The sequence below is a fragment of the Bacteroides sp. 2201st1_D9_2201SCRN_220225 genome, from assembly GCF_040928965.1.
In the GTDB taxonomy this organism is placed as follows: domain Bacteria; phylum Bacteroidota; class Bacteroidia; order Bacteroidales; family Bacteroidaceae; genus Bacteroides; species Bacteroides stercoris.
In genome coordinates this window covers 81660-106320 of the sequence record NZ_JBCODG010000006.1, presented here as the reverse complement: position 1 = coordinate 106320, position 24661 = coordinate 81660, and the positions used below count along the sequence as shown (strand labels likewise).

Genomic DNA, 24661 nt, shown 5'->3' with positions numbered 1-24661 from the left:
GTCAAAGAAGTTGTAGAGCCGTTTGCTTCCTGCAAGGTCATTGGATGTGATGGGACAATCCAAAGAGCGTTTGGGGGTATGCGCCAAGACAAGCATAGACAGGTCATACCTCTTTTTGAGGTTGTTGAGTTGTATCATCAGCCGTCCGGCGGCATCGCCCTTTTCCATTGCACAGCACAGGTAGGTAAGGTTGTCCACGATGAAAATCTTACAGCGGGTTTGCAACGCCATCTGCTCGATGCTGCCGATAATCGCCTCTTCAAAGTCTGCTTCCAACAGCGAATTGCACTCAAGAGATACCCGATACAACTTTTCCGGAAAGGTGTAGAGGTATCCGTATTCATCGGTATAGCGGAGCTGGAATTGTTTGTCGGACAGCTCGAAGTCCAGATACAGTACATTGTCAGTCCGTGCGATGCGGTCAGCTATCTGTACGGCAAGGATGGACTTGCCCACATTGGAATCGGCAAAGAGGCAGGATAGTTCCCCCTCGTACCAGAAACTGTCCCACAACGCACGGGGCGTGGGCAACAGCGATGCTTCGAGTACAGTCCTGTTGGCGGTCTTGATACTCATCACACCGATACTCTCCGGCATACCGTCCTGCACTTGGGCAGCCCTTGTAAGGTCGCCATGTATCAGGCTGATATAGTTCTTGTCCTCTTCCATGACATTTACCAGTTACGGGGATTGGGTTTGCGGCGGTGGGAAGAGGATAAGGACTCGCCCAGTTCCTCATCGGATAACGGAACGGGATTCTTCCGGGAGGATTCCAGCCACTTGTCAAGCTCGTCACGGTAGAGGCAGTAGCGTTTTCCGGGCTTGGTGGCAGGAATGCTTCCTTCCGAAAGTTTCATGTAGAGCGTACCTTTTGGAATACCCAGATACTCTGCCGCTTCGTCCACGGACATGGGGACATGGCTGTCCACTGCCTTTGCATTGTTTACACTGTGCTGCTCGGTGAGCAGGCTTCTAAGGCTCATCACCTCGTCTCGAAGTTGAGCCACAACCTCGGGGAGGTCATTGAATGTAAGAATTGTTTTTTCCATTTTTGCGCTCGTCTCTTTTGTAAGACTTGGCGCAAAGGACAACAATGATATAACCGTGAATATCTCCACGACAGGTCATTGCAAAATAATTCCCGAATAACGATGCCCAACCGCAAATGACGGGTAAAGTTATTCAGGAAACATTGTAAAACAGCAGATTATGAGTTGTCGGATGTTTGTCGTTATTATCGTGATTTCTCTAAAACAGGCTTAAATCTGCTTCTCCCGTACATAATCCGCAGGATAATGGAAATCCAGATTGCCGTTTTCGGGTTCGTCAATCGGAATAAGTGTCTTCAACGGTTCTACCTTGAAGTTCTTGATGGTCGCTATATCCGTATCAGCAAATTCATGTGGGAAAAGGGCTTTGATGAAACGGGCACGGTTGTCCCCATTATAATATTTCTTGTACATGAAGCGCTCGGAGATATTCCACACGAAATGGCGGAGTGGGATATTGGTAATCTCTTTCGTCAACCGTCTTGTTATCGGCTTCGGCTTGTAAGTGTGAAGGTTCATCCAACTGTTCACCTCTTTGCAGATATGGTTCACAGTCTCTTCGTCAGCGATACGGGGCATGTAGAAATGAATATACTCCATGACCATGCGGATACGCTCTTCCTTTTCTTGTTTTTCCCTGTCCTCATAGTCGGCACGGTTCTTCTCGTGAAGTTCCGGAGCGATGGAAAGTTTTATCGGCGGCTCTGTGCCAGCGGGGGCTTCTCCGTTTGTCGGCATCGGTTTTAGTGCCGCTGTCGGTTCAAGTGTACTTTGAGGCAGTTCTTCCCGTCCCTTTATGGTTTCGGCAAGTGTCTTTTTCTTGCCGAACTTTATTTTGTAGATTTCGTATGTATCGAAGATGACTGTCTGGAAGGAGAAATAGAGCAGCCAGCCTAAAAGGTTGCCGCATACAAAAACTATCAGCCTGACAAAGTTGTCCTGATTGAATTTCTCAGCGACAATCAGTGTCGCTATGGAAGATATTAGGAGGATGGCAAAGCCGACAAATCCTAAAATGATATATTTGTCTTTTACGGACGGTTCCATATTCTTTGTCTTATTCGGTTATTACTTGTTACTGTTCTCGCAAATTTAATAGTCTTCTTTCAATTATTACTCATTATCCTTTGTCAGTGGTTTCTTTTTCAATGTTTTTCACCAAAAGTCCGAATTCATACTCGATTATCATACTTTAAGGACTTATTGGCTACCGTCAAAAATATAGGGAGCGGTTAAAGCTCCACGCAATAACCGCTCCCTGTGAACAATTCATGGCTTGAGACCGCCTTATGCCTTCTTGCGTTTCAGGGTTATCTTATCCACGACCTCACACATCTGCCGCGCTGCCATCTTGGAATAAATCTGTGTGGTGGTAATGTTCTTGTGTCCCAGATAGGCTTGAATGACAGCCATGTCCGTACCCATTTCCACGTGCAGGCTTCCGAATGAGTGCCGTGTGCAGTGAAAGGTTATCTTCTTGGTTATCCCTGCCGCCAAGAGCCACCGTTTCAGCGGTCCTTGCAGCATCTTGTCCTTGAAACCGTCAAAGATAAGCCCCTCGCACCGTTCCCCAAGCAGCCCGTAGGCTTCATCGCTGATGGGGTTGTGTACAATCTGTTTTGTCTTCTGCATACGGGTGGTTACGAACATCTTGCCGTTAGTGTACGGTTGTATCTGTTGCCAAGTGAGTTGCTTGATGTCGCTCTTCCTCAGTCCGGTCAGGCAACCGAAAAGGAACGCCCTTTTTAAGACCTCTTCTTCGCATGGGGTTTCGGCAAGCCTTATCAGTTCCTCTTGGCTCAGATGTTCCCTCATGGTAGGAATGCTCTCGATACGGTCTAAGAAACCGTTGGGATTCTCCTTTATCTTCCTGTCACGGTAGGCGGTGTGGAGAACGGCACGGAAAGCAGACCAGTACCCTGCTGCGGAATTTATATGCAGCTTTTGGTTGGTATGTATCGACTGCGGAGCTCCAAGCAGATACTCCATGAACTTGCGGCACAAGTCCACGTCCACTTCCTCAAAGGTACATTTGCCGTTCACAAACCGCTCGAAATGTTTATAGACGTGTCGCCACTTGATATTCTTCCTGTCTGCCAATGCCTTGAAGTAGGCAAGGAAATCGCCTTTCATCTTGGCTTTGTCAAAGAAACCATTGTTCTCATTGAAGATGGCTTCGTAACGCCGGTTACGCAGTATCTCCGCTTTTTTCATCATGCGTGCGTTGAAATCACGCTCCTGCTGGTTGGCAGGTTTGGCGAAGATGTAGATCCCCAGAGCTTCACGTGTAATCACTTTCATGGTGGTGTTGTCACGGTAGCCCGGATAATAGTCCAGACACAATGAATACTGTGTCCCGTTCTTAATCTTGCGCTTGCGCAAGGTCACTGTTTTGCATTTGCTCATATGGATACTGTTTTAATTGATAATACGTTTGTGGGTGTTTCCCGAACTTTTCGATGGCAAAGAAACAACGTGAAACAACCGTGAGAAACCTCACGGACAATCATTCTGAAATAATTTTCCGGTAATGTAGGTTGTTCACGGTTACTTGTTCCTCTCTGCCATGACACGCTCCACATCGGAGCGCAAAAGCAGGTTCTTTACACCGACCTTTATCTTTTCGATGTGCTTTACCTTGACGATATGGCAGATGTTGGCGGAGGAAAGCCCGTAAATCTGCTTTACCTGTTCCACGGTATAGTAGCGTTCATCATTTACAAGGTCGGTTCTGCGCAGCTCGTCCAGATGGGATTTGGAATAATAGGTGCGCCCGTATTCTCTTTTGGTGGGTATCTTGTGACGATAGACGTATGCCCGGAGTGCGGAGGGCTTCATGCCGAACAATTCTTCCGCTTCTTCTGTCAGGAGCCAGTCGGTAATCCTACTTATATCAACTGACACACCGAAAAAATCGTCAATATGCTTCTTGCTGTAATAGTTCTTTCCTGCGATGCGGCAGATGGGGATGCGGTTGCGCTTGGCGGTGGTATAGAGCCAAGACTGCTTGACCTTATAAAGGGTCATCACCTCTTCGCCCGAATAGAAGTCCGGCACCTCATCGGTTTCCTTTTCCCTTTTTTCTTTTTTGGCAGGCAAGGAAGATGGAGCTGGCTTTCTCGATGCGGAGGTACTGCCGGGTAAAACACGATGATACGGGTTGCCCTCCAGCATCCGCTCGATGTCTGCCTTGCGGATAAATGCCATGCGGCTGCTGATACGTGAGGCTTTCAGCTTGCCGAGGGCTACAAGTTTATAAACGTACTGCCGGGAACAGCCCATGAGCGTGGCAGCTTTGGAAAAGGTGAGATACTCCTGATGCTGTATCTCCATGAGTGGTCGGGCGACTTTGAAGAGGTTGTTCTTCTGTACCGTTCTGGCTCGCTTGGCTTCCGCCTGACAAGCCTCGCTGCAATACCTTTGCATACCACTTCGGGTTACAAACGGTTTGCCGCAAAATTGGCATTTCTTGGTTGCTTTCATACTGCTTTATCGTTTACGTGTTCATTTCTTCACTCGTATATCTCTGAAATGGTGAACGGGTGTAAACGGAAGTCAACTGTTGTCGCCTTTCTGCACGATGTGATTGTCGCTGCATATCGGGGCGGTTGTTGTCGCTTATCGTAAACGGTTGTAAGCCCTTGTCAACTCCTTGCATGATGTGACAAAAAATAAGCTCCGCAAATTCTCCACGTCAGAAATATGTCTCAAAAATATGTGGAAATTTGGGAAGCATCAAAAAGCATCCGGGAAGTGTTAATTTTCAGAATAGCTTGACAATTAAAGATTTATGTTTGGATGTTTCTTGTTATTTTTGGTTGTTATGGCGTTCTAAATACAATTATAGAAAAAGGAATGGAATATTCTTTAATGACCTCCTCCATACTGAATACTTTGTCTAAGTCGCTTGAGAAAGACAGGAAACAGAACTTGAAACTAGACCTCCTTGTTGAAGTTTATTCAGAAATAAAGATGAACATGACAAACAACCAAGAGGCAATAGACAACTTCATAACATGGGTTTCTGAAATTTCCGATTGCGTTAATTCCGATTATTGGAATGGTGAAGATGTAATGGGCATATTCTTCAACGAGTTTAACCGTTACAAGAAAAAGTCGGAAAGCGGACAGGTGTTCACGCCTGACCATATTACGTCTTTCATGTATAGGCTCATAGAAGTAAACCAACATGACCGAGTACTTGACGCCACATGTGGTTCTGGAGCTTTTCTTGTGAAGGCAATGTGTAATATGGTGAAAGAAGCCGGTGGCGTAAACACTTCGGAAGCAATGGCAATAAAATCAAGCCAATTGTTTGGAATCGAATTTGACAGAGAAATTTTTGCGCTTGCCTGTGCCAACATGCTCATTCACAAAGACGGGAAAACGAACCTAGAACAACTGGATACTCGAACGGAAGAGGCTTGCGAATGGATTAAGAGCAAGAAAATAACAAAAGTACTAATGAACCCTCCATACGAACGAAAATACGGATGCTTGAAGATTGTTGAAAATGTATTGAAATCTGTACCTATTGGAACGAAATGTGCTTTCATTCTACCCGATAAGAAATTGGAAAAAGATTATGCTGACAAAAAATATGGTAACAAACTTTTAAAGAACAATACACTCACAACTATTATCAAATTACCCGAAAATCTGTTTTTCGGTGTTGGAGTGACAACTTCCATCTTCGCCTTTGAAGCAGGGAAACCACAAAACGGACGTAACATTATAGGCTATTACATTGAAGAAGACGGATTAGAAACAGTGAAAAATCAAGGACGGCAAGACATCAAAAACCGCTGGCAAGAAAAAGAGGACTATTGGATTGCAGCCATCAGAGATGGAGTAGATGTTTTGTATAATACACGTCAAATAATCAATCCCTTAGAACATCTTTCGTACCAGATGCCCACTGCCCCTTTTGAGATATTTGAAGAAGATTTCGTCAAAACAATGATGGACTACGAGATGTTCAAACATGGGATAGATGTGAAAGATTTCAATGAAAAAATTATAAAATCCGTATTGTACGGCAGTACTATAAAAGAGAATAATGACGCTGTGGTAATAGAATTCCCAAAACATGCAAAGGTATGAGCAAGATGAGCGTAAAAGAGTGGAAAGATTTCTTGATTGATGTCTATTTTGATGCAAAAAATACAGGCAATATTTTGAATAGAGACGTAATAGATGATTCAGGTAGTACCCCCTTTGTTACAGCAAGCGGTGTCAATAATGGTGTTGCTGCCTATATAGATGCGAGTAAATATGATATCATCAAAGGTGATTGTATTTTAATTGGTGGTAAGACATTTACATTGACATATCAAAAAGACGATTTTGTTTCAAATGATAGCCATAACATTGTGCTTTATTGCAAAAATTGCGGCAATGAACTTGTGTACTTATTTGTTATCACTGTCTTAAAATGTTCATTGCAGACCAAGTATAATTGGGGCGATGCTGTAACAAAGGATAAACTTCTTGCTCAAACAATCAAATTGCCAGCAAACTGTTACGGCGAGCCTGATTGGGGATATATGGAACAATATATGAAAGCCGTAAAGAAACGAACGAAAGCCTCCCTTGATAAGTTAATAAAAGTTATAGGGGGGGGCAAAAAGTCCTTAAACATAAGCAAATGGGATACATTCATGGTTGGCGATTTATTTGAAATCTATAAGCCCAAAGTATATCATACATACGAAGTAAAAGAAAACCCGAATGGCATCCCTTATGTAGTTCGTTCGAAATTCGATAACGGAATAAAATATAGGGTCTCTAAAAATAACAGCATTGTGACTTCGCCCGATGGTGTCATTTCTTTCGGTTCAGAAAATGCCACGTTTTTTTATCAAGAAGAAGAGTGGTGTTCCGGAAGGGATATTTATTACATAGACACACGTGGCATTCCCAAGGAATCTTGCCTGTTTATGATAGCCTGTCTTCAAACTATAGTCGGAAAGTATTCTTACAGTAATGGATTATTCCCTAATTTGCTAAAGAGAGAAACAATTAAACTCCCAATAGATGGTTATGGAAAACCTGATTGGAACTATATGAAAACCTCTATGCTTTCTATCAAAGAAAGTATTTCATCTTCTCCGATTTTTACTTTAAAAGGAACTATAAAATATTTTGTGTAAATGAAAATACGGGATTCAAGTTTGAGCCTCGTATTTTTTATTTATCAGATTTACAAAATGAAGAAGATTATGAAAGAAAAGAATCAAGTAGTGCCCGATGAGGTGCTAAGCAAGAAGTTCCTTAGCCAGTTCAAGACAGAACTGATGTGAGCAAGTTTCTGAAACAGTTGCATGCCCAGGTGCTGGAGAAGATGCTTAAAGGCGAAATGGATGCCCATTTGGGCTATGAAAAGAATTCTGTGACAGGGAACAATACTGGCAACTCCCGGAATGGCAGTTATCCGAAGAAAATCCAGACCGAACATGGAGAGTCTGTTATTTCTATTCCACGTGACCGTAACGGCCAGTTTGAGCCGATAACAGTGCCCAAACACGAAAGCCGTGAACTTTCCATAGAAAAGCTCGTTATATCCCTATACGCCAAAGGAATGAGCGTTTCTGATATAGAGAAAGAGATGCGTGAAATTTATAAAATAGAGCTCTCTACACCTGCCATTTCCATCATTACCAACAAAGTCAATCAGGCTGCCCAGGAGTGGCAGAACCGTCCCCTTGATCCTGTTTACCTGATAGTCTGGATGAACGGTATTGTCTTTAAGGTATGGGATAACGGTAAGATCATAAACAAGACTGTCCATCTCTGTATCGATTTGAAACAGAACGATTTGAAAGAAGTCTTTGGCATGTGAGTGGGAAAATCAGAAAGTTCTTCATTCTAGATGAGGGGCCTGACAGATTTGAAAGCCCGCGGAGTGCAGGACATACTGATTACCTGCACTGACAACCTGAACGGGTTTACCGACACCATACGTGCCGTATTTCCTCAGTCTTCCACTCAAATCAGTGTGGTACATCTGATTAGAAACTCTTGTAAATATGTCATTTATAAGGATAAGAAAGAGTTTACGGCAGACATGAAGAATATCTACAATGCACCCAACAAGGAAGTTGCTGCCGCAGAACTTGACAACCAGGAAAAGGAATGGGAAGGAAAGTATCCATACGCCATACTTTCATGGAGGAACAATTGGGATGACCAGACTGTTTTCTTCCAGTTCCCGCTGGAAATCAGAAAAATAATTTACACAACCAATCTCATTGAAAATCTGAACGGAAAAATCAGAAAGTACACGAAATCAAAGCTTTCATTCCCTTCGGACGATACCGTAAAAAAGACCGTATATCTTTCGCTTATGGAGATTGAAAAGAAATGGGCAATGCCTATTTCAAACTAGGGCTTGATTATGAATCAATTTATGCTTATGTTTGAAAACAGAATCCAGATATAAGAATAAACTTACAGCTGAATCCTGTTTCCATTTACACAAAATTTTGGACAGAGTCTCAAACAAAAAATTTTATACACTTTCTTAATTCGATTAGCGTCAAATCTATATTGACTAAATCAAATACACACTATTACTCAAATGTTGTAAACTCTGTTACACCCAAAAGGGAGTTAGTACTACTATTGAATTGTACCTTTACATATCGTGTACTTATCGGATTATAAAAACGTAATACATGCTTTAGAGTACTTGGTAAATCCATAACATTAGCCTCTTCCAACCATTTACTGCCATCCCTAGAAGTATAAACAGTTAAATCATTTGCACATGTCGGAGAACCATAAAAATCAGAATAGTCCAACTTTATACCTTGCACAATTCTTGTATCATTCAAATCAAGAACTATAGTTGCAGGCAAATTCCATGTATAGCATGCTACCATACCAGTACCAGGACTAGTTTTTCCATCTAATAAACATTTTGCATCACCTGAAGTAAACCCTGTTATAGAAGAAACAGAACAAGACTGTTTAGCTATTTCTGACCAAGAATCCAACACACCATCAACAACCCCCACATTGACTACTTTTTTATTAATACCAATAGCTACCCAATTTGCAGATTCAGACTGAACTGTTTCATCTTCTGAGTAAGCTTTTAACCTTAATACTAAATCGAATGCAGCAGGAAGAGCATTCTCTTTTAAAAGATCATTACTTATAGTCCAGGAAATCTCTTTCGAAGACATTTCACCCGCAGGTATTATAATCTGCTCAGGAATTAATGATATTAAATCTAAGTACTTTTCATCTAAACCTTCTGTAATAACAGACAAAGAAATATCTTTCTGAGCAGGTTTATCTAAAACTACCGAAAAAGTATATTTCATGGGTTCTGATTCTAATATATCACCAGCAGCTAACGTACGATTAAATGTAATACTAGTATTACATTTAAAAGAAGCATGTACTTGATACGCTTCCTTTTCAATAATCAACTTATTTTCTTGAGGTTCTGAAACAATATTATAACCTTGAGCCACAGCTGCTACCCCCAATTCATAAATTTCTGATTTAAAATTCGAAGCTGCAAAACTAAAATCATCATCAGTCAACGATACTGTAACCACCGCATCTGTTTCACCTGGAGTTAATGTAATATTATCAGTACTCAATTGTACCTTATCACTAGCTATATTAGTGCAAATTGGTGTAAAATTTACTTTTATTTCTTCAGATGAAGCTTTAAAACGATATATGTAAGTTCTTGCCAAGATACCATTCAATGCCAAAGTACCATCACTTTGATATGATGCAAAAAGTTTTGCAGGCAAATTATCGCCATCCTGCATTATAATTTCAGCTCTATTTATCGGGAAATCTTTCAAATCAAGGACTTCATCATCTTGGCATGAGTGTAATGTAACCATACCCAAGACTCCTATTATTAATATATTTTGTATTTTCATGATATATATTTTTTATTTACAGATCATCTGGATAATTGGACGGATTAGGATCGTTTTTCTTATAAAAGATTGTTGGTTCTTTTAACCGTGAACCATACAGTTCTTCTGCTCCACTCAATCGTCTAAAAATAGAATTATACCGATCAGGGAATGGAGCAAATCCCATATACCAGCCATAATTACCTGCTAACAAGTGTTTCACAGTCTGAGAACTCAAGTTACTACCTACGCCTAAATTAAATTCCATGGCTAAACCGGCGCATTTCCTTTTAGACATATTACCAATAGGATAGGCTGTCCCCCCATAGTTAGGCACAACAATGTCAATCCACTCATCTGCGTCAACGCCATCTACACTATCCACTCCATACATTTGTCCATAGTCAAACACAGTTACGAGTTTATCAGGCATTGCTTGCTTCGTTTCATAACATAAACGTGCAGCAGCTTCCGTTGAAGGATATACAAATGATGGATTGTCTATATCCGGCATACCCGAATATTCATCATCATAGTTAACTCCATCCAAATTATAAGCATAGCAATATTGGGCCACCTCACGCGCAAAATCTTTTGCTCCTTGCTTAGAAAGTTGTGCCAATCCGGCCATATCGTGATTGCCAAGCAAACCTAACAATACTTTAATTCCGCGCTTACGCAAAGGTTGCAATAAGGTTTCATTGTTATCTAACAGATATTGTACATTCGGATTACATTTTACATATGGACGGCCTGCTTCAGCATCGTAGTTGATATTAGCTGCAAACAAGACAACAACGTCCCACAAGTATTTACCATTTTCCAATTGAAAAGAGAAAGCATTCAATGGATTTACGTCATTTACTTCAAAAAATAAAAATCCTTTTGGTTTGTCTTCTCCTTTAAAAGCATCTCCAAAAGCACGCATATCTTTCACCAAATAAACGCAATGACGGTTTTCTTCATCCTTAATCATAATATCAGAACTGTTGTCAGCAATAGCCAACGGCAATGCATAAGTCTTGCCTGCTTCTAACTGGTTCTCCACATGAAAAGTCAATTCAACATCCAACTGCTTACCTTTTTCTGCCACTTTCATAATACCTTCATTACCCAAAGTTACAATGTCTGCCGGTAACATTTCAAACGAAGTATTGTGCAATTCATTATACGTCTTCAAATATGTTTCATCAATCATAACTTTGGCTGAAGTTGAAGTTGACGCATTTTTTGATAAAAACATACTCACTGTAGTCGAATATTGCTCAACATACAATTCTACAACATTACTTACTCTGCCTGACAAACCATCTGCCAAAAAGACACGGTTCTCATAAATACTGTTTAATGATGATTCATCAAACTGTTTTCCAATCTCTAAATCATCAGCACAAGAAAAACATAATGATGTTCCTGCACAACACAAAATACCAAACAATAACGTATATATATCTTTTCGTTTCATATGTACAATCATATATTAAGTTTGTTATTATTTTATTTGCGGAAGTTCAACATTTACCCATGTCGGAGTACCATCTACAGCACTGATGTTGTTACCATTTCCTGTATGATCCTTTATATCACTTCCAGTTCCTTCGTTAAACTTCCAATATGCTACCAATCCTGAAGAATGCGGATCTACTTCATAAGGATTTTTTGCTATTTCCTCAGCACTACGTTGAATATTCCAAACACGTACCTCAGATATTTCACCTGGCAACCAGCGAGAATCATCCCAAGCTTTACCAATATAGCAACCATTACTTCCACTCAAATTGACACTTCCTCGTGCATTGGTATCAGCATACACCTTCACTCCATCTTTATAGTAAATGCGTTCACCTGTTGTTGCATCATAAACTACAGCCAAATGTACCCATTCATTAACCGACAGACCTGGTACTGCATTCGGATTTGGGAAATTTCCCCCCGGAGCTACACATTGAAATTGATCACGAGGACGGTCAGCGTCTCCAATACGAAGCAAGAATGTACCTTCAACTCCAAATACAGTACTCAATGCATTGTCACGTCCTGCAACCCAATCCTTGCTTCTTACCAAAGCTTCTACAGTTACTGTTTGCAAAGAATTCACATTTGATTTCCATTTAATAGGGAAATACATTTTCTCAATATTAGCTACCACATTGATCAATGCCGCACCCTTGAATATAAAATAAGCAGTTCTTTTACTATCAAGTACCTCAATATCCGCATCCGTTATTGTAACCGGTAACACATAGCGCCTTGACTTGTCCAACTTGTTTGTGTTTTTAAAGTTAACAACAACATCATCACTACTGATATCTCCTGCTTTAATCGTAACCGACTTAACCGGAATCTCATAATAATCGGCAGCCAAAACCTGAGCACTATCATTAAAAGCCAAATTATAAGCAGCAGTCAATTGCGGAGCAGCATCAAAAGAAATATTCACTTCTCTATCCAACGGCTCAGCCAATCGATAAGATATGGACCGGGTAGCTTCCGAAACAGTCTCTTTAATCAACAAATCATCCCTAACTTGCTGGGAAGTGACAAACACCTTATTATCATAATGGTGTTCATCATCAATATCATTATTTTGGCAACTTCCCAATACTAATGAGCAAAAAGAAAGGGAAGCAAACATATACTTATGTAATTTCATATCTTCTTTTATTTTGACGGGTTCATTATACTAATAACCTCACGAATTGAAGAGAACGTATTATTATAATAATCATCTTGTACATTCATAACAAACATTCCTTTTCTTTCAAATCCAGTTGACGCCTGCACATTCCACCATGCGGCTCCCTGAGTAGCTAAAGTTTTATTCCCTTCAGAGTTAACTGTATTCCAATATCCTATCACCTGATTCTTGTCATCCGGCTGCGGCAATTGAACACACGCAATAAAACGGTCAGCAGGAACAGGATTTATCCCTTCATACAGTTCTTTCGCATCTTCTCCTGCCTGAACAGCCAATAATGCCTTGACACTTAAATCATCACCATTTGTTGACAAAGCTGTTTTAAGAATAATGTAATCAGCCAACCCTATTATTCCCTGATTTTCAGCAGTAAGATATTGCACATTAGTATAAAAGAGCAACGACTTATTGGATGCTTGCTTCCACTCTTTCAGTTTGTTCAAAAAGTTTGTCTGACGAGATGTATATACCTCAAGCTCCTCACCTTTCAGGCTAACCAAAGAACGACCGGTATAATCAGCAATAATACCATCATAATTACCAGCCAAAGAAAGCATCTCATCCGTACGTTTGTCCAAATACGCCCGCGCTTCTTCTTCCGTCAAGTCAGGATTAGCTTTCTTCATCTCCTTCCATTCTTCCTCAAATTTGGAAAAATCAATACCATACACCACCTTCGTACCTTTCTCTCTGACTATTCTTATTTCGTCCAGCATATTTCCGGACAATTTATCCGGATTATTCAAACTGATATAATCAATACTGTCAGGCAAAGCGGACAATCTTTCGGCCTGTTTGGAAGGGTCTGCCACATTCTCCACAGATACTATAGTCAATTTATGCTCACTTGCTTTATAAATATTTAGATCTTTCAGATAATCAGCGTATAATTGAGGATTTTGTTCTTCAAGCGAAGGAGTATGTATATCCAAGCTCTCCACATCCGTCCAGTCCTCACAAGAACAGAATGAGAGTGACATAGTCATGCATATCGCAACACACAGTCCGCTATATTCAAATGTATTTTTCATAAACATTATCTACTTTATGTATTACTTTGTTTTTTTAGCCCACCAGAGATCGCGTCCCATATCATCCCGGCCACCCAAATAAGTAGTCACGGCATAATTTATATTTACAGGATTATCTCCATATTCCGATGCTGGATAAGGAATACGCCGCGCACCTCTTTCCGAGTCGACGATACCACCGCTCTTATTACCGGCCGTAGTAGCAGGAATCAAGTGCGGATAGCCGGTACGACGGTAATCCGCCCATGCCTCATTACCCAACTGCCAGTTAGCGATCCATTTCTGAATGATAATACGCTCCAGTTTTTCTTCTGGTGAAGCAGCATTATCCCATTTCACTGTGATTCTGGACAAGTCTCTGTCATAAGAATTCTTTCCGTCCGGATCTACATAAGTTTCAGGGCGTAAAGTCTCGTTATTCAGATATTCCTCTGCTCCGTCCGCTCCCCACTGTTCGAATGACAAGCGAATACCGGTATTGTAAAACTCACCGGCTTCACCTCCCATATTGAAATTATAGACAGCCGCTGCTTCTGCACGCAGGAAAGCGACTTCCGCAGCATTCATCCAATATAACGGATCATTCGGCTTAATATTAATTCCAGAATATTTGTGTCCGGTAGTTTCAAGCACCGGGATAATAATACCTCTACGCAATCCGACATACTCATATCCTTTCCATTCCGACTTGACAAAGTATTTTTCCCTCCGAGCATCTTCATAACCATTCATATAGCAGATAATATCGGCTGCTGCATGTGTATCTCCACCTGTCAAACAGGCGCTATTATCTTCTTCGTGAGCACTGACATGATTGTATTCCTTAGCCACATAAATAGGGTTATTCACAGAACCGGAGAAATAACTCCATGCCGCATTATCCGTATTCTGTTCGATCACACCACCGTTTTGGGGGTCAACAGCTTCTTCCGCCATCTTCTGTGCTGTCACCTTGTCAACATTGGCTATGCGAATAGCCAGACGAAGTTTAAGCGAATTGGCAAAACGAATCCATTTTTTCACATCACCCTGATAAATATAGTCAGCCGAAGCTGTCAAACGGTCATTCGGGTGCTCATTCAACACACCGATAGAATGATTCAGTTCTTCAAAGAATTTATTATAAACTTCCTGTTCCGAATCATACGGAGTTGTCAAAGAACCATCCGCCCCTATTTTAGAATACGGAATCGGTCCGTAAGCATCCGCAATACGATGCATGGCTGCAACCTTTATAATTGTCGCAATAGCCAAAGGAACCGGATTGTTCGTATTTTGTGATACCACCTCTACAATATTCAAGTTGGAATAAAGTACCGGAAGCACCTTATCACTTTTCAGAAAAACATTTGTCCAACCATCTTCAGGATTAAAGTTCGAAATCGTACGTTCCCATGATGCTTTGGAATCGGCAAAATATCCTCCCATAGGACCACCCAGCAAACAATCTGTAAACTGTGCCGTATTGACATCCGGAGAGACCACACAACCGGCAAGGTTGTTCATGGCCGAACCCAAAGCATAGTCATCGGCAGACAAGTCGCCCGGTTGGTAAGGGTTTGAATTGATATCCTCATATTTGGCGGTACAGGATGACACAACCACCATTAATGAAGCGAAAATAAATGTATTTAATATCTTTTTCATAGTCACTTTTATTAGAATTTGAAATTCAGACTGAAACCTACATTACGCAAAGAAGGCATCATGAAGTTGTCAATTCCCTGATAGAAATTATCTGTCGATGCCACAGCCTCCGGATCGAAAGGAGCCTTGTTGTAAATCATCCACAAGTTGCGACCTATCAATGAAACTTTGATATCACAGATATTAGCCAGCCATTTTCTCGGAATAGTATAACCTATCGAAGCCTCCTGCAAACGAACGTTGGTAGCCGAATAAGTATAATACTGCGGCACAGCGGTACTACCTACTGTTGTATACCAATTCTCCGGATTAATTCTGTCATTTCCATTAATCAATACAAAACCATTATCACGCGCATCGGCTGAAGCCTCGGAAACGCCAAACTTATCAAGTACAGCCTGTGTTCTTGAGAATACTACACCACCCAAACGAGCAGAAATCATGAATCCTACATGGAAATTCTTCCACATAAAGTTGTTGCGCCATGCAAGATTTCCCTTCGGCAATACACTTCCCAACTTGATATAAGAATCGGGATTATCTATTTTCTGAGTATATACATTATTCGATTCATCCATATAAATAGCACCGTTAGCATCACGACGTAAATCGGTACGTGAATATAAATCTCCCATGCTACCACCTTCACGCAGGATAAAACGTAAATCTGCATACCCGCCCATATCAAGTGAAGGTATGGAGAAAAGCTCCCCGGTTATAGGATTGATGACATTGTCCGCCAAAGATTCAATCTTGTTCTTATTCATTGAATAGGTCAAACCACTCATCCATGTGAAATTACGCCATGTATTTTCAAAATTCAGAGCAAGCTCTATACCTTGATTGCGTACGCTGCCGGTTTGAATATACATTTTTGAATATTTATTAATCGGAAGTTGCGGATTAAAAGTCTGATTTTCAGTTTTTGCATTATAATAAGTAGCATCCAACTCAAAATATTTCAAGAAACGAGCATTAAAACCGATTTCAAAAGAATTAGTACGTTCCGGTTTCAATGAATACATCGGATATTGAGTCAGTACGCTCCATTGATTGGCAGAAGTACTCCATTCGTAGCGCGGATTGGCAAGATAACGTTGAAAAGCCGAACCGACAGAGGCGAACGAACCACGAAATTTAAGATAAGACAAATAATCTTTATTCAAATTAGGCATCAGTTCTGAAAGAACAACAGACAAACCTACTGACGGGTAGAAGAAACTCTTTGATGTAGAATTAGGTCCGGCTAATTGTGAAGGCCAGTCGTTACGTCCGGTAAGTGTCAAATAATAAGTACTCTTATATCCCAATTCAGCAGAAGCATAAATAGACTGAGTCTGCTCTCTCCATCCTTCTTGCAGACGACGGGCTTTCTGGCTCAAATTCTGAATAGCGAAATAATTGGTCAAACCGACCTGCTCACCCGGAAATGCATCACTGCCATCAGCAATTCCACCACGGACGGTCATTTGATCTGATCGCACATCAGTAAATGATCCACCGATATTAGCACTCAGATTCCAGTCTTCACCAAAGTCCTTATTGATACTTACCAAAAAATCTGCATACAATTGTTTATCCGAAGTCTTGGTTATACCATACAAACCACGAGAAGAGCCTTCCGTAAGCTGTGTATTGGTAGAAGCATAAAATTTCTCTGTATAATCATTATTGGCATTATCCAGACTTACGCGTCCTGAAACAGTCAGCCAATCCAATATTTTATAATTCAAACTTGCGCTCAACATATAACGGTCTTTCTTATTCTCACGCAAGTTGCGGTAATTCACCCAATATGGATTCTGCATCGTCATTGCAGCATCACCGATTGACCAATTCTGAAGATAAACTTTACGTGCCGGATCATACAGTTCGTACAACTTCGCATCTTCCCAGTCATTACCGCGAGGATACAGGTAAGCTCCCACTAACGGGTTATTATATTCTCCCTGGTTCACCATATTACGGTCATTTTGCAAAATATAGCTGGCGGCTATATCGAGAGTCATCTTGTCGTTCAAGAAAGAAGTGGTATTGCGTACACTGAAATTATAGCGGCTGTACTTATTATTAGGAGTAATACCTTTTGAATTGATGGCAGCAGCCGATGCATAAGTTTGATTTTTTTCTGTACCGGTAGAGAAAGAAACACTTTCCGTGTTGATAATACCAGTCTGGAAGTAATCAGACTTAGGATCATAGCCATGATAATTAGCCACTGTTAATTTTTCTCCCCAACTACGATCTGAACCATCCAGGAAGCTTCCTCCTACACCGGTTCCATAGCGGGTTTGGAAACGAGGCATTACGAAAGGCTGATTGAACTCCATACTTGAATTTACAGATATGCTAACCTTACCGACTTTTCCTTTTTTAGTCGTAATGATAATAGCACCATTGGCAGCTTCCGAACCATACAACGCAGCGGCAGCGGCACCAGTCAGAACTGACATAGATTCAATATCATCCGGATTGATATCTGCAATAGGCTCGGTAGCTCCTTGAGAATCAAATTCTTTTCCCCCACCTTTACTACTACCGGCAAACATCGGGACACCGTCTACTACGTACAATGCATTGGAAGATTGCATGATGGATTTTGTTCCACGCATTACAACTTTAGATACGCCTCCGACTCCTGATGAAGAAGCATTAATTGTGACACCTGCCACTTTACCGTTAAGGGCATTCACAAAGTTGGCATCTTTATGTTCCGTCACCGCATCTGTATTAACCTGCTGTACATTATAGCTTAATGCCTTTTCTGCACGCTTGATACCCAATGCAGTAACAACAACTTCGTCCAAAGTCTGAATATCCTCTTTAAGGATTACATGGATAGAAGATTGAGTACCGACCTTTATTTGTTGTGAAATATAACCTATATAAGATATATTCAAAATTTCATTTTTAGCTGCTTCGACAGTAAACTCTCCATTGATATCACTGATCGTTCCCTTACCTGTGGACATTGCAGCTATATTAACTCCAATTAGAGGCTCACCCGCTTTGTCTACAATAGCCCCCTTCACTGTTACTGTGGTTGAACCATTATTTACCTGATCTGGTTTTGTTAAAATAATTTTATCATTGACTATTTCAAAATTAATATGCAGTGGGGGCAATGCTTTTGTCAGCAATTCATCAATAGTAACTTGTTTAACTTGAACCGATATTTTTTGTTCCAAATCAAGATTATTATACATGAATGTATAATTCGTCTTCTGTTCGACTATCTCAAGAAAGACTTTAAGCGTTTGTTCTTTCAAAGATAAATCTATTCTTTGAGAATTTTGGGCACTCAAAGACTGAAATATCAATAAGAAAAAAAAGACATTAACAAGTATCTTTTTTGTTATTTTTTCCATAATATTATGACTAAGTAAAAAAGAAATGATTAATTTAATATATATTTTAATTTATATTTTCACTTATATCTGATGTTCACCTCCTCTCCGTTTATCTGGTAATCAATTGCTGTTATTCTATTTATTAGATCTAATATTTCTCTTAATGATTCACTTTTCAGAACAAATCCATATTTAACAGACGAATTCAAATTTTCTACGTGAATATTTACTCCATACCATTTTTCCAACTTCGTAAACACTTCTACCGCCGGAGTGTTTTCAAACCTAAGCATATTCTGTGTCCATAAACACTCCATCTCAACATCACAGGGAAATAGTTTCCATGATTGTCTGTCTCTCGGTATCTGTACCTGCTGCCCAGGTTCTAATTGTACACTTTCTACAGCATTCTCCACTGTGACAACTCCTCTGAGCAAAGAAACGGTTGCCATTTCTTCGTCCGGATAGGCAGAAACATTGAAAGCTGTACCGTGTACCACTACATTAATACCTTCTGCTTTAACAGTAAAACTATGCTCATCATCTTTGGTCACATCAAAAAAAGCCTCGCCTTTGAGAGTCACCTCACGGTTATCACGATTGAATACGGAAGAATAGCTAAGATAAGAATCCGAATTAAGCCAGACTTGGGTTCCATCCGGAAGGAATATTTGTGTCTTTTGTCCTCTTTCTGCAAATACGGTAAAGACATCCCCTTGCCTGTTGTACTTTTCTGAAAAGTAATAAAATGAAGCAGCCGAAACAAGAAGCGGTATCAAAATTGCAGCCGCAATTCGTGCCCAAGAAAAATTATGTGAAGGCCTGTTGTCTGTTATCTGATTTCGAATATTATTAAGAACTCTGAATTTAACAGTATCATCCATCACCGGAACTTGCAGGTTTTGCTCTTCCCACAAAATATCCAATACAGAGTCCATAGTCTCATCCGTTGCTCTTTGAACTTCAGATTTAAGGACTGTATATTCAGCAGGACTAACTTTTTCATGAAAAAACCGCCTTAACAAAACTTGGAGCAAATTATTTTTCATATTTCCATTTTTAAGAAATACGCAAATAGCTCCGACTAGTCCCGACCAAATTTATATGTTACAAAACATAAACTTAAATTCGTTCCTTAATAATGCAATAATAAGACTAATAACAAATAATGCAAGGGAGATAATTCTAATTTTAAAGTCTTCAATGCAAGAGTCAATTGATTCTTTACAGTTTTTTCTGAAATAGCCATTTTTTCGGCAATATCTTTAATCGAACATCCTTTTTCACGGCTCAACTCAAAAATAGCTAATTGCTTACTGCTAAGTTTCTTTTTAGCCTCATTTAGTTTATCGAGAAATTCATCAAAATATACTTTATTTTCTGTATCATTTTCCGTATAATTCTGATATGCGTCACTTTGAATATAAACTTCAAATTCAACACTATCAATTTTCTTACGAAATGAATCTATGATAAGATTGTGTGCAATAGTATAAAGATAGGATTTAAATGAAATCTCTAAAGAAAGATTTTCTTTAGTTTGCCAAATTCTCAAAAAAGTTTCTTGTAAAATGTCTTCAGCATCATTAGGATCTTTTGTTAATTTTAATATAAAACCATAAAGTAAGTGTGCATAAATAAAATACAAACGAGTAAAATCTTCATAAGAACCTTGTTTTACCTTTTTTATTAATTTTACATGTAAATTATTTTCAACAATCATAGCTAAAGATTTAGGTATTTATAAATTATAATTTTTTACATTGTTTCATTTATACACAATCATTACAAGTAATATTTTGCAAATATTATAATTCAAGACAAAGAATTGTGCTAATAATTACTGTTTTTAGTTAATATATAATATCTAAGAACACTAGTAACTAGTTTCAGGATAAATTCAGATAATCTGATATTAACATGAGTTCAATATAACATTACACCCATTTAATTAACGTGAGTCCGATATAAGACAAAAAATATTGCACAGATTGAACATTCCAGACACAGGGCATCCAACAACTTTATAGCCAATATCATTTCAACTATTGCTGCCTACTATTTTGATAAGATGCCTGCCATTGATGTGATTTTTATCAAGGACAGGCAACTTGTGTCATTTTAAGTTATATCGAACTCACGTTAAATAATTGACTATAACGACAATCGAAATTCCCTTATTTACTGATTTATATGTGAAGGGATTTGATTTTATGTTGTAAGTAGTTTTTTTTTATGCATAAAACAAATCATTTGCAACAACGTCATGCCTTATGCCCAAAGAAAGTACTTGGCACTTGCCAAATGAGTTTAATAGAGTTTTCTCTCCAGCTTAATCCTGCGTAAACAAACAGTTTCAGTTAGGGGTATTTAGTGAGTTTTATTGGTAATAAATTCAATCTCTCAAAAATAGCTTATATAATGATTTAAAAATCAGTTTATTGGAATTTTTGCAATTTTAATTGAGGAACAAACAAGAAACAAAATCGTTAATTAAAGGTATTTCCCAATTTTTTGTTTTCACTCTGTTTCTTTCTTTGCACTTGCTTATAATCGGGACTTCTTGAACAGCTTCCCACCAGATTTTTTTTCCGTCCGATGGTTGCATGTGAGCTTCCAAAAACCACTGCAGCCAAAAGAAAAAAGCAAGTATTCTTTAGTTCATACAAAGATAAGGAAAAACTTATAGGCAGGCAAATTTGTCTGCCTAAATATAGTTTACTTTGATTTAGCATATATATAGGCTAATGGACTAAACTAAACCTTTTCCCGAACTTCGTAAAACACTCCGGTCCCATTGTACAGCCAAAAGAAAAAAACATTCCACGTCATATTTTTCTTTTCGCTGCAACCCCCTTTTTATAAACCATCAACCTTTTACACGAGGCCTTCTCTTCCCTGTGTTTGCACATCCGCATTCGGGCTGCCTGATATGAATTGTGTCGCAAAGGTACTTGTCATGTCTTTCTTGTATGCAAGGTCAAAGCCTAACGGTTCACGACAAAATCTCCACCCTCCGCTTCGCACGGGTAGTATTTAATCGTGAAACCTTGCATAAAGAGCCATGACACCTTTCGAGGCGACATAATTAAATCAGGCCCGAAAGTAGCAGGTGCTACAAGAGGGGAAAAAGAAAACTCAAGATTTTATAGATTATGGCAAACGATGTAACAAACTCAAATGGAAGAGTAACGGTAGACGAAGTAATACACAGGGATTCGGTTTTCAGATACCAATTGTTAGACCGCTTACGGTCAGACTGCGAGTATTACCTTAATTACGGTAACAGACATCCCAAATCCTTGTGGGCTGGCGATGAAAAATTACAAATTGAGTTTATGATAAAACTGCATGAGAGTTTCAAAGAGGGAGAAAAACCGGAGTGGCTTACAATGGATAAAATTTTGGAATACAGTAAGAGAATGATAGCTCAAGAAGAATAAAATTACTACTAAGGAACAGACTAAAAATGTGATATTATGGCATGGTTGGCAGTAAATAAAGACGGAACAGAATGGATTGTGCCCGAAAAGCCCGTTCGGGGCTGGTGTGGGCATTGGGAGTATCTGGAAGAAGTGTACAACGTACCAATTGAGATAGAACTCCCCAAAGGGACTGTTTACAAACTTCTCGGCAAAGAACTGACATGGGATGACGAGCCGGTAGAATTACAGACCGAAACAGAAAAAGGTAAATACAGTAACGGGCTGTAGTATCAGTTTCAGCCCGTTTACACCGGCTAAGACAGATATACCGGTGCTATACCCTCTTTTATTTCCGAACAGACACTCATACCGTTTCCTTCGGAAATACCCCTTTATACCTTTCGGCTGCGCCATATCCTTTTATATCGAACGGCCACTCATGCAAAGGCGGCTTCTCCGCTTTGTTTCAAGGCAGACTCCGGCCATTTTTCCTTTACCTCTTCATTCCCTCATTTCTCTTGCCGGATAGAGACAGAGACATCTATACGACGCACGCGCCTTTTGGCGGATCTTTGTCCGATAGTATTTCCCACGATGCAGCGTATATGGTTGTTAAACGGCATATCGTTCTTGCCGCTTCAACCCCAAACAGCCGATACTCTTTCTCGCCTGATGTTCTTCCCGCCCACCTGCCGGAATGAGAGCGGTCTTGTGTCGGTGGACGGACAGGTCTTTCATGTTTCCGAACCCGCTGCGGATTGTTTTGCCTCGACTTTTTCGCGACCGCTTTATATTTGAAGTCGCCATATCGTTTTTCGTTGCAAAGTTAGTATGCAGACGGGCGCGACCTGGTGGTCTTGACCAATGGCGTATCGCACAAATCTTCCTTTATCGGGCCTGCGGTTTGGGGCTTCGCCTCCAAAATAAAGAGTATTTATGCGCTATCCTTGGTGCAGCCCTTTACTGCACCTACTTTTTACGCACCGTAAAACTGATTTATTAACTTCAAAAAGCAATCGCAATGAAAAAGATCGAGAACAATTTCGCAGTAACCGGATTCGTGGCAAAAGATGCCGAAGTCCGTCAGTTCACCACCACAAGTGTCGCACGTTTCCCGCTGGCAGTGGCCCGTCAGGAGAAGAACGGCGAAGATACCAAGCGTATATCCGCTTTCATGAACATTGAAGCGTGGCGCAAAAACGAGAATACCGGGTCGTTCGATCAGCTTACCAAAGGCACGCTGCTTACCGTGGAGGGCTACTTCAAACCCGAAGAATGGACCGACAAGGACGGTGTGCTGCACAACCGCATCGTGACGGTTGCAGTCAAATTTTATCCGGCTGTCGAGAAAGAGGAGGAAGTTCCTGCGGAACCGGCAAAGAAACCTAAAAAGGGCAAGAAGTAATTCCTGCCTTATTGGGACAAAGCGGCTTTCAAGCCGCTTTTGTTTTACTTGTTACCGTTCCGGAGCGTCTACACTTTTATACTTCTTCATACTCCACACGAAAAGTCCGCCGTCGTCCATTGATTTTCCCGTGCAAAGTTAAGGCGGTCGGGAACCGGCAAGGCGCGGCTTCATTTGAGGTTAACAACCATCAACTCGCAAGCTCGTCAATACTTGTTCAACACAAATGAAATCGTCCACAGGACTATCCGCTTCCTCCTTGCCTTGTTTCCCTTCTGTCCGCCTTGTGGTCCGCACGTAAAATCAAATCCCGCCGGACGAGGGAAACCCTCCGAAGGCAGGGATAAAAAACAAAAGTCAAACTTAAAATTCAAAACGTATGAAACAGATGATTTGGTCAAGCCAAGACTTGTTGGACGAAACGGCAAAAGAATACTATCAAGATTCCCAACGGGAAATATTGGACGATGACTGTTACGAGGTCAGCGATGAAGAATGGACAGAAGAAGTATATCGCTGGCTGGACGACGAACGGAGCAACCTGAATAAAGAAGTGGACGGCATTATTGTCGTGTTCGGCAACTTGGGATTATGGAACGGCCGGAGACAAGGCTATCAAATATTGGGCAGCAACATCGCCGATATTTTGAAATCCCAGTGCGACGATGCAGAATGGTACGGCGACGGCTATAACATTCGCGGACGGATGGGCCATCATGACGGTACGAACTACACCTTGTATCGTATCGCCAAAGACCGTGATGAAGCGGAGCGTATCGCCGATAAGATTTACAACCGTGAAATCGACGAAGAAGGTTTCCGCCGGAGAACACGTTCCCTCTATCCGTATGTAGCCGCCGTGTACGGCTGGAAAACAAGGCAGCGCAAGCCGGACAAGGCCGCATAAATGCTGCCCACAAAATACCGCAACGCATCTGCCAGAGATGGTTGCGGTATCCTTTATCGAATGGCCGAGACACAGAACCGTCGCCTTTTATAATCAGTTTCATTCCTTTTTTATCACTACTCACGGAGTAATATCCGCCTTTTATACCGCCCCCGGTCTTTCGTATATCTCCCGTCTTTTCTTCTTTCCATCACCGGTTTGGTTTTACCAGATGCAAAGGTAGGCCGTCGCACTTGATCCGGTGGCTTGAAGTGCATTTCT

At 40.5% G+C, this 24661-nt stretch carries 20 protein-coding genes and 1 pseudogene; 7 read left to right on the top strand and 14 right to left on the bottom strand.

What is annotated here, in order from left to right; genetic code table 11:
* The 5 genes from AB5903_RS03295 to AB5903_RS03275 all read right to left on the bottom strand — a co-directional run.
* Positions 1 to 669: AAA family ATPase (locus tag AB5903_RS03295; RefSeq protein WP_368117646.1), on the bottom strand; the 669-nt coding region annotated here is incomplete at its 3' end.
* A gap of 5 nt (positions 670 to 674) precedes the next feature.
* Complete coding sequence (locus AB5903_RS03290; RefSeq protein WP_368117645.1) at positions 675 to 1049, bottom strand: helix-turn-helix domain-containing protein; 375 nt, start codon at positions 1047 to 1049, stop codon at positions 675 to 677.
* 210 nt (positions 1050 to 1259) lie between these two features.
* Complete coding sequence (locus AB5903_RS03285; protein ID WP_368117644.1) at positions 1260 to 2096, bottom strand: transposase; 837 nt, start codon at positions 2094 to 2096, stop codon at positions 1260 to 1262.
* A gap of 240 nt (positions 2097 to 2336) precedes the next feature.
* Entirely contained in the window at positions 2337 to 3455 is a 1119-nt protein-coding gene (locus tag AB5903_RS03280; protein ID WP_046416273.1) for a site-specific integrase, read from the bottom strand.
* A gap of 141 nt (positions 3456 to 3596) precedes the next feature.
* Entirely contained in the window at positions 3597 to 4532 is a 936-nt protein-coding gene (locus AB5903_RS03275; RefSeq protein ID WP_046416274.1) for a helix-turn-helix domain-containing protein, read from the bottom strand.
* A gap of 372 nt (positions 4533 to 4904) precedes the next feature.
* Between AB5903_RS03275 and AB5903_RS03270 the strand changes: the two genes are divergently transcribed.
* From AB5903_RS03270 to AB5903_RS03260, 3 genes and pseudogenes are all read left to right on the top strand, one after another.
* Positions 4905 to 6152: a class I SAM-dependent DNA methyltransferase gene (locus AB5903_RS03270; RefSeq protein WP_368117643.1), complete on the top strand. Its 1248-nt coding sequence runs from the start codon at positions 4905 to 4907 to the stop codon at positions 6150 to 6152.
* Positions 6149 to 7201 (top strand): restriction endonuclease subunit S, encoded by a 1053-nt coding sequence (locus AB5903_RS03265; protein ID WP_368117642.1) that lies wholly within the window; start codon positions 6149 to 6151, stop codon positions 7199 to 7201. The genes AB5903_RS03270 and AB5903_RS03265 overlap by 4 nt, the downstream gene beginning before the upstream one ends.
* A gap of 57 nt (positions 7202 to 7258) precedes the next feature.
* Positions 7259 to 8436: pseudogene (locus AB5903_RS03260) on the top strand (IS256 family transposase).
* 184 nt (positions 8437 to 8620) lie between these two features.
* Here AB5903_RS03260 and AB5903_RS03255 read toward each other — a convergent pair.
* The 8 genes from AB5903_RS03255 to AB5903_RS03220 form a co-directional block, all read right to left on the bottom strand.
* The gene (locus tag AB5903_RS03255; protein WP_272709951.1) at positions 8621 to 9958 is read right to left on the bottom strand and encodes a DUF4989 domain-containing protein; all 1338 of its coding nucleotides are present in this window, start codon (positions 9956 to 9958) and stop codon (positions 8621 to 8623) included.
* Between the two features lie 16 nt (positions 9959 to 9974).
* Positions 9975 to 11402, bottom strand: a complete 1428-nt coding sequence (locus AB5903_RS03250) for a DUF1735 domain-containing protein (protein ID WP_272709950.1) — start codon at positions 11400 to 11402, stop codon at positions 9975 to 9977.
* 27 nt (positions 11403 to 11429) lie between these two features.
* Positions 11430 to 12590, bottom strand: a complete 1161-nt coding sequence (locus tag AB5903_RS03245) for a DUF1735 and LamG domain-containing protein (protein ID WP_272709949.1) — start codon at positions 12588 to 12590, stop codon at positions 11430 to 11432.
* Positions 12591 to 12598: 8 nt separating this feature from the next.
* Positions 12599 to 13666, bottom strand: coding sequence for a glycoside hydrolase family 18 (locus AB5903_RS03240; protein WP_272709948.1), 1068 nt, complete (start codon positions 13664 to 13666; stop codon positions 12599 to 12601).
* 21 nt (positions 13667 to 13687) lie between these two features.
* A complete protein-coding gene (locus AB5903_RS03235) occupies positions 13688 to 15313 on the bottom strand; it encodes a SusD/RagB family nutrient-binding outer membrane lipoprotein (RefSeq protein WP_272709947.1) in 1626 nt (541 codons plus the stop codon).
* Positions 15314 to 15324: 11 nt separating this feature from the next.
* The gene (locus AB5903_RS03230; protein ID WP_272709946.1) at positions 15325 to 18681 is read right to left on the bottom strand and encodes a TonB-dependent receptor; all 3357 of its coding nucleotides are present in this window, start codon (positions 18679 to 18681) and stop codon (positions 15325 to 15327) included.
* A 59-nt stretch (positions 18682 to 18740) separates the two neighbouring features.
* Positions 18741 to 19712 carry a FecR family protein gene (locus tag AB5903_RS03225; protein ID WP_272709945.1) on the bottom strand — a complete coding sequence of 324 codons (972 nt, stop codon included), beginning with the start codon at positions 19710 to 19712 and terminating at the stop codon, positions 18741 to 18743.
* An 86-nt stretch (positions 19713 to 19798) separates the two neighbouring features.
* Positions 19799 to 20386, bottom strand: coding sequence for an RNA polymerase sigma factor (locus AB5903_RS03220; protein ID WP_272709944.1), 588 nt, complete (start codon positions 20384 to 20386; stop codon positions 19799 to 19801).
* Between the two features lie 1432 nt (positions 20387 to 21818).
* Between AB5903_RS03220 and AB5903_RS03215 the strand changes: the two genes are divergently transcribed.
* Positions 21819 to 22106 (top strand): LPD11 domain-containing protein, encoded by a 288-nt coding sequence (locus tag AB5903_RS03215; protein ID WP_149923525.1) that lies wholly within the window; start codon positions 21819 to 21821, stop codon positions 22104 to 22106.
* Positions 22107 to 22142: 36 nt separating this feature from the next.
* A complete protein-coding gene (locus AB5903_RS03210) occupies positions 22143 to 22376 on the top strand; it encodes a fructan hydrolase (RefSeq protein WP_149923526.1) in 234 nt (77 codons plus the stop codon).
* A gap of 324 nt (positions 22377 to 22700) precedes the next feature.
* Here the strand turns inward: AB5903_RS03210 and AB5903_RS03205 are convergent, their stop codons facing one another.
* A complete protein-coding gene (locus AB5903_RS03205) occupies positions 22701 to 22895 on the bottom strand; it encodes a hypothetical protein (protein WP_149923527.1) in 195 nt (64 codons plus the stop codon).
* Between the two features lie 214 nt (positions 22896 to 23109).
* On the opposite strand from AB5903_RS03205, the gene AB5903_RS03200 reads away from it, so the two are divergent.
* Complete coding sequence (locus AB5903_RS03200; protein WP_149923528.1) at positions 23110 to 23493, top strand: single-stranded DNA-binding protein; 384 nt, start codon at positions 23110 to 23112, stop codon at positions 23491 to 23493.
* A gap of 379 nt (positions 23494 to 23872) precedes the next feature.
* Entirely contained in the window at positions 23873 to 24400 is a 528-nt protein-coding gene (locus AB5903_RS03195; protein ID WP_149923530.1) for a hypothetical protein, read from the top strand.
* Positions 24401 to 24661: the final 261 nt, after the last annotated feature.